The 11873-nt window shown below is 36.7% G+C and carries 8 protein-coding genes; all 8 read right to left on the bottom strand.

What is annotated here, in order from left to right; all coding sequences use genetic code 11:
* Positions 1-6: 6 nt before the first annotated feature.
* The 8 genes from ATZ35_RS07795 to ATZ35_RS07760 all read right to left on the bottom strand — a co-directional run bounded on the left by ATZ35_RS07795 (position 7) and on the right by ATZ35_RS07760 (position 11636).
* Complete coding sequence (locus tag ATZ35_RS07795) at positions 7-3429, bottom strand: Ig-like domain-containing protein (protein ID WP_208930255.1); 3423 nt, start codon at positions 3427-3429, stop codon at positions 7-9.
* A gap of 177 nt (positions 3430-3606) precedes the next feature.
* Positions 3607-4323, bottom strand: coding sequence for a signal peptidase I (gene lepB, locus ATZ35_RS07790; RefSeq protein ID WP_244148225.1), 717 nt, complete (start codon positions 4321-4323; stop codon positions 3607-3609).
* A 19-nt stretch (positions 4324-4342) separates the two neighbouring features.
* Complete coding sequence (locus ATZ35_RS07785; protein WP_208930254.1) at positions 4343-5011, bottom strand: hypothetical protein; 669 nt, start codon at positions 5009-5011, stop codon at positions 4343-4345.
* Between the two features lie 35 nt (positions 5012-5046).
* Complete coding sequence (locus ATZ35_RS07780) at positions 5047-6117, bottom strand: WxLIP family cell surface protein (protein WP_208930253.1); 1071 nt, start codon at positions 6115-6117, stop codon at positions 5047-5049.
* Between the two features lie 108 nt (positions 6118-6225).
* Positions 6226-7077, bottom strand: a complete 852-nt coding sequence (locus tag ATZ35_RS07775) for a WxL domain-containing protein (RefSeq protein WP_208930252.1) — start codon at positions 7075-7077, stop codon at positions 6226-6228.
* Positions 7078-7109: 32 nt separating this feature from the next.
* Positions 7110-7916: a WxL domain-containing protein gene (locus ATZ35_RS07770; RefSeq protein ID WP_208930251.1), complete on the bottom strand. Its 807-nt coding sequence runs from the start codon at positions 7914-7916 to the stop codon at positions 7110-7112.
* Entirely contained in the window at positions 7913-8269 is a 357-nt protein-coding gene (locus ATZ35_RS07765) for an LPXTG cell wall anchor domain-containing protein (protein ID WP_208930250.1), read from the bottom strand. The genes ATZ35_RS07770 and ATZ35_RS07765 overlap by 4 nt, the downstream gene beginning before the upstream one ends.
* A 16-nt stretch (positions 8270-8285) precedes the next feature.
* Positions 8286-11636: an isopeptide-forming domain-containing fimbrial protein gene (locus tag ATZ35_RS07760; protein ID WP_208930249.1), complete on the bottom strand. Its 3351-nt coding sequence runs from the start codon at positions 11634-11636 to the stop codon at positions 8286-8288.
* Positions 11637-11873 lie beyond the last annotated feature (237 nt).

The following is an 11873-nucleotide window of genomic DNA, read 5'->3' as shown; positions in this document are numbered from 1 at the left end:
TCTTTTCTATTTGGTTATGACTTTAACTTCTGCTTTATATCCGGAAAGTGGATCCTCAATAAATACGCGTGTACTTCCTGGTTCTATTCCTGTTATGCTTCCATCTTTTTCTATCTTCAGTGCTTTCGTATCACCAAAAACACTGTACTTAGCTGTATTTACAATTCCATTTTGTAGCTCAATATCTAATTTAATATTTTCTCCGATTAGGCAACTCATTTCTGCTTGATTCACCTTAATTGGCTTTGGCTCATATTCTATTACTTTGACTGTATAGGTTTTTCCAACTTGATCAGATCGTCCTCTTGAAAAGAATTCAAATTGTTTCGGGTCCTTCACATGAGTGATTCCTCTTCCGCGGATACCGTAATAGTTTAATCCATTTTCTGAAACAACACGTGACCGATCTATATAAGTAGTGTAATCTATTTCTCGATCTCGGTATTTCATCCATGAAGATGTGAATGAATAGTCTGAAATAATTACGTAATTTTTACTTGGATCTGGAAATTCAAATACAAAATAATCATCATCATTTTCATAATCTACGCTAATTGTGTATTCTGTTCCTACGGTCATTTTAGTTGCCTTTGATACGGAGTTCCCATGATCGTCACGTTTTTGCGAAACGGCTACTTTAACTTCTGCTTTATATCCAGAAAGTGGATCCTCAATAAATACACGCACACTTCCCGGTTCTATTCCTGTTATGCTTCCATCTTTTTCTATCTTCAGTGCTTTCGTATCACCAAAAACACTGTACTTAGCTGTATTTACAATTCCATTTTGTAGCTCAATATCTAATTTAATATTCTCTCCGATTAGGCAACTCATTTCTGCTTGATTCACCTTAATTGGCTTTGGCTCATATTCTATTACTTTGACTGTATAGGTTTTTCCAACTTGATCAGATCGTCCTCTTGAAAAGAATTCAAATTGTTTCGGGTCCTTCACATGAGTGATTTCTCTTCCGCGGATACCGTAATAGTTTAATCCATTTTCTGAAACAACACGTGATCGGTCTATAGAAGTAGTGTAATCTATTTCTCGATCTCGGTATTTCATCCATGAAGATGTGAATGAATAGTCCGAAATAATCACATAATTTTTACTTGGATCTGGAAATTCAAATACAAAATAATCATCATCATTTTCATAATCTACGCTGATTGTGTATTCTGTTCCTACGGTCATTTTAGTTGCCTCTGATACGGAGTTCCCATGATCGTCATATTTCGTTACTGTTACTGCTACTTTTGCTTGTTTTTCCCCATTATCTGTTGTAGCCGTAATAGTTGTGTTTCCTGCTTTTTTTCCTGTTATTTCTCCATCAGAAGAAACAGTTACAATCTCTTTATTCAAACTAGTCCATGTCACTTTTTTATTCGTAGCATTTTCTGGTATAATTTTACTTTCTAATTTCTGTTTACCACCTATTCCTAATTCCACATTTTCTGGAGTAACATTGATACTTGATACTGGAACTGATGGAACTGTGATCGTACTGGTCGCCATTTTTTCCCCATCTTCTGACATTGCAGTGATTATTGCTTTTCCAGCAGATTTTGCTGTGATAATTCCAGTTGTTGATACACTTGCTATAGAATCATCCGAGCTCTTCCAGTTTATTTTTTGATTATCAGCATTTTCCGGTAAAATACTAGCAGTTAATTGCACAGTGTTACCTACAATGACTGTCGCTTCCTTAGGCTCAATTTTTATGTTATCCACCTGAACTGGCTGCCCTTTGAAAGTGACATTCATTTTATCTTTCGATTCAGAATTTATAAAAATATCAAATTCGCTAAATGTATCATCTGATATTTTAGTTGAAGGAATAGTATTTCTTGTCAGTTCAGCTAGTTGTTCCTTTCCATGTCCCCCCATTCCTTTATAGAAAAATCCATCATAATTATTTGTCGCGTAATATCTTGGCTGCTTTAATTTTGAATAACCTAGAATACCTTCATCAGATTCTTTTAATGTGACAAGTTGTTTGGTAGAAGAGAAATTTCTACGATAATTTTTATTTATATGATAAATAGCAATTCCACCTTGTGCTACAATTGGTTTGTAGCCTTCCTCGTTAGAATATGTCACTGTTTTCAATGCAGTATCATAGCCTGTGAGTTGGCGATTTTCGATTAAAAAATATTCTTTGGGATTTGCTGTATTTACTTGAACTACATTAAAATCAGGTTGACTGATATGATTGACATTCAACGATTTAGGTTCATTTATTATTTCAGGCTCAGTAATCCCTAACTCAACTTTACAGTAGGCATCTAAATGTGGAGGAGTAGCTCCATTTTCTTCCCCTGGCATTTTCAACCATGATCCACCAGCCATTAGACTATATCTCCCAAGTCCATCACCATCTGAAACACTAACGTATTTTCCATCTTGCTGAATAATCGTTTTTTCTGAATTATAAAGATCTGGCAGTCCTAAATCATGACCAAACTCATGTGCTACGATACCTAATTCAGATTGATACTCATACTGTTTTGTAGGATCAGTATCTTTGTGTAACATCCGTTCACCAAAAGCAGTGTAATGATTTATTTTTACACCATTGACAATAGGATAGCCTGTTGCTTGTCCTTGATAAGCCCAATGATGTCCCCAAACACTTGGATTTAGATTGATACTTGACGCTTCATATCCAGCAAAAATACTCATGATATGAAGTTCATCTTGCTCTAAAATACCATTTTTGTTTGTATCGTACTCAGAAATATCAACCAAAGTTTGACTATTTTCCAAGGCTAACTTCAAACTAGGTAACACCTTGTCAAAACTGTTAGCAGCATTAGGATGATTTTGATTTAGTTTTACACGTACAATTCCATCTTGTTTTCCATCCATTTCTTTTGCAGGTAAAATATTGATCGCATTATTTGTGGCTTCTTTATAGTATGAAGTCAAACTTTTTTCTGTTTGAGAGAAAATACGTTTTTCCCATTCAGCTTCTGAATAGTTTAACTGAACATCATTGAATTCTACTAAAACTACTAAAAGATTCTGTTCTTTATTCCATTTTTTTTCAGATCGGGACATTTCAACTTTCTGTTTAGACTTCTCTTTTTTCTTTATTTTGTCAATATCTTTAAAATTTAAAGCTGAGCTAGGACGTCTGTCAATTAAATATCTACTTTTTGAAGCCATTACCTCTTTTGTTGATTCATCTAACTGAGTATAATACCAATAGTCATCTTCTCCTAGTTCAATCAAATCTCCTGTTCCATTTGCGAGAGTATAGTGAAAATTTTCATCTCCTATATTTTGCGCTTCAAAGGTTTGTCCTGATGGCTGTTTGTAACTCCCTATTTCAGGATCTGACGGAACTGCTTCACTTTCTATACTACTCATATGTACGAAAAATAGTACAACAATAATTCCCAACAATTTTCTTCCCATTTTTTTCATTTTTAATCCCCCTAATTATTTTTTAGAAAAGCCTGGAAGCATTCTCAATTTTATAAAATAAAATATGAAAAATTGTTTAATTTAATACAAACAATTTTTCATATTGATTTTCTTACATTCTTTACGCTATTTTGTGGAAGTCTCTTCGTCCTTACTACATTCTTTATGAAATTAAAATTAAAAGCTTTGCAGTAAATGCAAAGGTAGTACTCTCATTTCCACGACACCTATAATATCTTTTTGATCTACAAGTCCCCGATTCCGACTATCCACTGAGTATGGACGATTATCTCCCATCAGCAAATACTTTCCTTCTGGAATATCAGATTTCCCAGTCAAGGTAAAGGTTGAAAAGTCATCTGTGTACAATCTTCCATTTTCTTGTGATTTTTGTTGTTCGTCAAAAATAAACTTTTCTTCCTTATCTTGCCCATCAATTTGTAACTGATCATTTTTAAATGTTATTTTTTGACCTGGCATTCCGATTATTCGGCGAATTTCTTTTTCTTTTGTACCAGGTATTTTTACATAAACCAGCTCAAAATTTTTGAGTTTCCCTCGTTTATTCACATATACTCGATCACCATCTCTAAGCGTGGGAACCATTGAATAACCTTCTACTTTAGGTAAAGCAAATAAAAATATTGAAAGAATAAACACTATGGCACTTGTAATCAATACTGCACCCAAAAGTTCGAAGAGCATCATTTTGCGTTTATGCTTCTGTCGTCGTTTCTTCGCTTCCAACAAGGCTTTTTTGGATTTTCCCGAGCGCTTTCCTTTCATTTTAGGTTTGTTCGATTTCTTACTAGGATAAGCGCTTTTTTGGGAACTTTGCGACTTCTTTTTTTCATTCATTTTAATTTTTTTGACTGCACGTTTTTGTGATTCCATGATAAATCACCTCAATTGTTTACTTTTTCTGATCTAAAGCAGCTTCATTGACATTGTACAGCTTAAATACTTTTTGTTCATACTTTTTCACTTTTTTAACATCTTCTTGGTAGTTCTCTGCCAAATCAGGATTGTTGTAAATCTGAGTATAGTTTCTCATAACATTTGTGCCTAACTCTTTCATGGCGTTGTAATAACGATTTAGTGTTAGTTGTCCTTCTTGGGTATTGACCGTACTGGCCTTTTTCGTTCCATAGCTAGCAATACTGTTGGCAAGATAGCGTAAATTCGTTACCGTTTTTTCTTGTGACTCAGAGGCACTGCCAGCTTTTGTCAATTCCTGTTCAAAATCGCTTAACAGATAATACCCTTTAGAAATCGAATCTGAATCATCTGTAGTTAAGTTCATCGCTTGATAATAAGAAGCGTAGAAAGCCCCTGCTCCCAATAATAAACTAAAAATCAATGATAGGATTGCACCAGAGCGTTGTCTTTTTTTCCGCTTTATCAGTTTCTTTCTTGCTATGCGGAGTCTTTTCTTTTTCTTCTTTGTTTTCGCTTTTTTCCTATTTAAATGTTTTACTTGAGTCCCAGTTCTGATTGTTAAAATTAGAAAAAGGATAAAGAATAGGCCGGCAAGGACCGCCAACACTAATCCTATAATAAAAAACCAATCTAATGTTGTCATGATCCTTCCTCCCATTTATTTGTCTGTATCACTTTTTATTCCTTTTTCTTTTTACGGCGTTCTGCTTTTTTTGTCGCTTCTCTTTTTTTACGGATTGTACGGATAATAAAGAAAATCACTAATATTATCACGAATAAGCCTATTGCTGCTCCGATGATCAACAACCAATTTACGCCTTTTTCTTGCACCAATCCAACATCTTCTCGGTTAAATTTATCCGCTTCTTCTTTGGTAATTTCAAACTCTTCTGTCCACTCCCATTTTCTAGAACCCGATGTTGCTAGTACATGAGCACGATACTTTCCAGCAACCATTTCTTCCCCTTGCATACTTACGGGAAATGTCATATTAGAATTTGGTGCCATCCGCATAGAAGATTTTTTTGTTTCATATAAAACTTCATCACTTTTATCCGACATGATTTGAGCTTCCATCGACAAGTTATCTAGAAAGTTAGCTTCTACATTAGAAACATCTACGTAAACAACGTTACGAGCGTTTGCTTGTCCTGCATTGACTTTATTTAGATTCAGCTCTGGCACTACTTCAGTGTCGGTTTCTTGTAAAACCATTGCAATTACATAGGCATATTTGTTAATAACATTTGCACCGTTTTGTGTTTTTTGTTTATCATCATCGGCTTTTTTTAGTTGAATTCCTCCAACGATCAAACCGTCAAATGAAACTTTCGGCATTGTAATGTCTATGTCTAATGTTTTTTCAGAGTTTGGCGCTAAAACAATCTTTTCTGGTGCCTCCACAATATCAACGAAATCATATTTTAAGGACTCATCTTTTTTTAGTTTGATTGGACCATATTCTAAAACACCGTTCATGTTCGTTTTGGCACCATTGATGCTTGTTTCTACTGCTATTTCTTTATCGGAGGGATTTTTAAGTACTATTTGCACAGTTTGTTTTTGGTCTGGTTTCATTTTCAAATCAAAGTAACCGGCCTCTTTTTGTTGGTTTTCAGGAAATTTTATTTCATAAACAAATCCTGTAGCACCACCGGCTTCTTGTGCAAAAGAGTGGGTTGACCATGCGGCAAGTGTAATAATTGAAATAAGAATTGTTGTTACTATGTATGTTAGTTTATTTTTCATAAAATTTCCTTCTTCCATTCTTTACTCAAAACAAGGTCACTGATTCCAGTGAAGGAACCAGTGCCTCGAGTATTGACTATTTTCGTTTAAATTATGTTTTACTTTTAATTATGGTGCTGGAGTTACTGGTGCTGGAGTGTACTCGATTGACCAAGTAATAGCCGCAACATAAGTTCCTTTAACAATGTTTTGACCAGCTGGAACCATTAATTCAACAGATTTGTCTGCTGTACCAGTTGAAGATTCACCAAGAGTGTTTTTCACATCAAGCGTTGATGTTCCAAATTCAGTATAGAATGTACCCAACCCTTGAGCTCCAGTTGAAGTGCTGTTATTATCATAGACTAGCTGTGACTCTCCTGCACCACCATCAGCACCTTGTGCTAACACGATGTTAGATTCTGGACGTTTGTCTGACCAGTTAGCTGCTGGCATATCAGAGTTTAAAAACCCATTAGAGTAAGTGATGGTTGCATTGTTTAATTTGTTTGAACCATTAGTAAATTGTTGAGTCAATGCTGCTTTGATTTCGTATTTGTGGTCATTTCCTGCGCGCTTGTCAGTCCATTGTACATAGTTACCACGAGTCACTTTAGTTGCTTCTTTTCCTTCTGCTGCATCATTCAAAGTTAAAGTAACTGGATTCGCAAATGCTTTTGTTGCTTCTGGTGATACACCAATTTTTTGGTTAGGGAACGTTAAATTCGACACAACATCGATTGTGATTGGTCCGCCATCTTCATTGATGTTAATATCAGGGTTTTTGTCTTTATCTGGATCAAGATCTGTTCCACCAGGAATTTCTGGATCTCCTGGCTTGTTTGTAGTGCTGTCTTCTTCGTATGTTACTTCACCTTTACCAGGTAATGTTTTGTTTGCTGCATTTGCTGCCATTGGTGCTAAAGCTCCTGTTGTGATTGCAGCTACTACTGCTAGTGTACATAGTGATTTGAATTTCATGTGTGTTTCCTCCTAGTTTTTATGTGTGTGTTTTATGGTAACTCGGCTAATATCCAAGTTAACTCGGTTTGATATTGTACTGGATGAATTTTTACTGTATCCGGCACAGATAAAAAAATTGCTTTGTTTCCATAGACTTGCTGATTTTCAAAATTTTCGTCTAAGATCGGTTGATTTTTTTCATCCACTTTAGGGAAAAGAGTATTTGGTTGGTCTTGGCTATTATCTGCGGACGCACCAAACGAAATGATCCAAGTTCCTTTCCCTTGACCTTGATCAGCAGAAGCTACCGGAAACGTTGTTCCAGGTGCATTCAATTGGATGATATCTTTACTGAGTTGGGGCGATTTTTCTTGAGTATACGCAGAGTTTGCCCACGCTTTATCAAAGGATAAGACTGCCCCTCTCAATTCTTTCTCTTTATCATCCTGAATGACATCATTTTTAAATTGATATTCTTGCCTAACTTGAAGCGTCCAACCTGAACCTTCGGGCCTAGAATCAGTGATTTGCAAAAAGTTTCCTCTAGCTGCTGTTCCATCATGAAATAGTTGCGCATTTACGTAGAAATTACGGTCTGTTTCAGTAATTTTACTTCTGCCAAAGTTTAACGTTGGGGCAAACTCAAATCTAAGATCTCCATCGGTTGAAGGGCCTGGACCTGGGTCAACTGGTTTGACTGGATTTTCAGGATCGACTGGTTCTTTTGGATGTTCCCCAGTATATTCAACTGTTCCGTGCCCTATCACATTATTTTTTTCAGCAAACACTGGATTTTTTGTTCCCACTGTCGCTAAAAGCAGCATGCTGGCAGCAATGATCAATAATCTTTTTTTCATTTATCTGCCTCCTGTTCTTTTTTTCGTTTCTTAAAGAAAAGGAAAAGTGCGATGCTAACTAAAGCAATTCCGCTAATCCCAATAGAACCTTTGATGATTTCCCCAGTAGAAGGATATCTTCCAACAGGTTTTATGACCTTGGGTTCGGAAGGACTAGTCGGTGTTGGCTCTGAAGGCTCTGTTGTCGGTTCCGTTGTCGGCTCTGTTGCGTCTTCATAGAACGTAATGATTCCTTCAGTCGTTACTTGTCCCCCATTTTGGTTTTCAGCAGCACTCACAGTTGATGAAAACTGCGTAACTATCACCAACCCCAGAATAGAAGATAATAAGATAGATAATAATTTTTTATTCATACTTTCTCCTCTATTCCTATGGATTTGCCGGTGGTGGTCCTGCTACTAATTCCCAAACGATGGTTGCTTCGTATTTTCCAGCATCTATGGATTGACCGGATTCTACTTTTAATTTAAAACCATCACCATCAGGCGACCATGTACCACTGATGTTGTAAGGATCATTATTTGCATTTTTTCGTGAAACAATCGGTTGGGATGCCCCCATCAAAGTAATTTCGTCATTTTGATGAACATAACGAATCGCTCTAGGGATAAACGTTTGAGGCTCTCCAACTTTAGCTAATTCTTTGTCTAAGCGGGCGTTCAATGTCCATGTTTCTTGCACTGCTCGACCATCCTTAACAACTAAATCGCCACCCTCATAAGAAGGATTATTGATGTTTGTTCCTTTAGGACTAAACTTGGTTGTTCCAAAATTGATATTTTTAGGCGCTGAAACAAGCTCCAGAATTCCAAAAATACTTCCTCCTGGATTGTCTACATTAGCATCTTTAGCAAATACATCATGAGCTCTATTTGGATCATCAGGACCTTCTATGAATTCACCAGATTCTCTTGGAGAAAAACCAGTTGCAGTCCCTACGTTATTGATTACCTTACCCACTGCTGATTGTTCAACTTCGGTTTTAAAGGTTACTGTAGCGGATGCACCTGCTTTCAGGTTCCCAACATTCACTGTCAACAAACGAGAATCTACATCATAAGTAAAATCGGTCTCTGCAGCAGCTACTCCATTGATTGTTACAGCTGCTGTTGCAGGATCAAATTTTAACCCGTCTGGAATCGTGTCCTTTATCGTAACCGTGTGCCAAACAGCATCAAGACTAGCGTTTTTACCATTTGTAGCTTTCAGTGTATACGTTAGAATATCACCGACTTGCGTTGTTTTATCGCCAGTAGAAATAACTGTTTTTTCCATCAATGGCTTATCTGGAATTCCGTCTTCTACTGTATATTTGGTAGCCGCCTTAAACGTTGCATCACGGTACTTCAATTCCGTTGCTGGATTGATGTTTCCGTTAGCGCTGTTGGTTACTGGTACTGCGGGGTCTAGCTTCTCAGTAATTTCATCCGCATTATCTTCTAGGAAGATTTGGACTATTTCACCTGTATTTAAATAGCGAGGTAAATTATAGGACCACGTACCATCGTCATTCACTGTCCCAACAGTCGTTTGGCGGACTCCGTTGATGTCAACATAAATTTTAGCTTTTGGTTCAGCGTCTTTACCAATCAATTGTTTTGTGCCATTCGTTACTTTATCACCTGTGACAATTGCTGGTTCAGGTGGGGTTATATCGATTACTGTAGTTGCGATTTTTTCACCTGTATTATAAGGTGTTAATACATTATTAACTATTGATGCTCGATATGGTGTTCCAAACATATCTTGCTTAGCAATTTGAAAGCCAGCTATTGCGTGGTCAACACTTTTCCAATTAACATACGTATCATTTGAACTTATTCCAACATAAGTATTACCTAATGTATCTATATAATCCACATAAGCTTTACGTACACTGTCAGCATAAACTGGTTTTACTTTTGCATCACCATTTTCATCAAATGGTTCAGTTCCCCCTACAGCAGTATAACCAATCAACACTTGTGTGCGCTGATTGAGATCCGCATCAGTTACTGGTGTCCAAGTAAGTTCTGGTATACTATTCATTCCGGAAATACGCTTAAATCCTGGTCGATTGTACTGATTTTGTAAATCATTATCACTACTGGTTACTGCTCCATTAGCAACAGCTGTTGTAACAGTAAAATCAACAACATTACTATAATCATAGGTAGGTGCTCCGTCAATATCAGCAGCATTATTCCAAGTTGAAATATCCGAGTTACGGATCACAAAACTATTTGTCCCTCGAGTACTTGCAGTAGTTTGATCTTGAAGAAACGCATTGTTTGTACTAGTGCCACCATATGTGTTTCGGATATCAAAAGATTCAAGCCCGTTTAACTCTATCTTATGACCACCATTTGTTGAGTTATACCCAACAACTCCTCCACTATTACTTCCAATAACAAATAAGTTTGATTTTGGTTTGAATTCATAGCTGACATTACTTGGATTCTGAGTAGAACCATGTGTAGAAATAAAGGACCCTGCACTTAATGTTGGACGGCTGCCCGCTCGACTCAGAAGATTTACTGTTGATCCCTCATTGGCAATAAATTTCCCATTGTCCACGTTAAATTCTACAGCGACACCAGGTACATTTACATTATAAGTTGCGTTTTTGCCTACGTTAATCTCATCATACCATTCATACGTACCAGGATAAGTAGTACCTGAACCTGTATTATTTAAATAGACAAATGCACCTTCACCAATGAGAAACTTTCCAGTTCCTGTACTATCTACACTTGTCTTTGGATCGCGAATAAACCAAACCGTTGAATAGTTATAACGAGCAATTGCTCCCTTATAATAGGTATATGGCTCAACATCAAGACCACCTGTATAGAAGTTTTCAGCCGCAGAAACAATTTCATTATGTCCCCACAAACTAATATTGGCCTGATTTCCACCAATTAAACGACCAGCAATCAAACTATTCCCATTGGTGGTCATAGCTCCTGTCGGCGTATGGATGTTCCCTATTCGGTACTGCCAAAAACGTCTACCAGTATTGGCAGCTAGGCTACCTGATCCATTCACAAATGCCCAATGAGGCGCAGCTTCTGCTGCACCTGCCGAAGTTGCATTACTAGGCTCAATATCATGCATATGGAATACAGGAGCATCTGAAAAAGCTCCTTTAAAGCTGGCTAAGCTAGCTAAGTCATCTACATTCAGAGAACCATTTCTCAAATACAAGCTGTTTCCTTTTCCATCAATCTCGATAGATTCAGTTCTACTTAGAGTTGGGGCATTCGTTGTTCCGGAGGTACTGATATTAGCCGTCAGCTCAATTTTCGATACAGCATTATCATTATATGCAACTCTGAACTCCTCAAGTGTACCCACTCTTTTTACATTGAGTTCTGGACGAAAATTGTATTTTGTATTCCAAGCTTCATTCTGCTGAGCATTTAACATTTCATATCTTAGTTTATACTCGTCAGCAGTCATTGCCCCAGTAATCTTATCACCTGTTCTTTCTTGAGGTGATAAATAATTCGTTCCATCCATATATGACTCCATTTGAGGAATCGTAATTATATCTTGATTATGCAGGTCCGCTTTAGTTTTAGGTAAACTTAATGAATTTTGCTCAAGATCTTGCGCCTGCTCAGACATAGGTTCCTCCGACGCTTTGATTTGTGTTGTACTTTTAAGTAAAATCACACCTAGAATACTGAACAAAATAACCAGTAGTCCAATAAAATAAGACTTTTTTCCGATTTTCATCTATTCTCAACTCCTCCCCAAAACAATTTTTTGTACGTCTGTCTTAAGAGAACGCACAATCTATTTCTATTTTCCTTGCCAATTGTTTACTTTTTTGATACATTCACAATGCAGGGGAAAATTAGTGTTTACCTTTTGTTTATTATTCCACTGAGAATGGCTGTTCTCTATCTGGATTTTGCAAAAGAACACTGATTTTCTCTATTTTGTTTATGCTCAACAGTTGGCTTGAAAAAG

The sequence above is a fragment of the Enterococcus rotai genome, assembly GCF_001465345.1.
GTDB lineage: Bacteria > Bacillota > Bacilli > Lactobacillales > Enterococcaceae > Enterococcus_L > Enterococcus_L rotai.
This window is presented reverse-complemented; position numbering and strand designations above follow the sequence as displayed.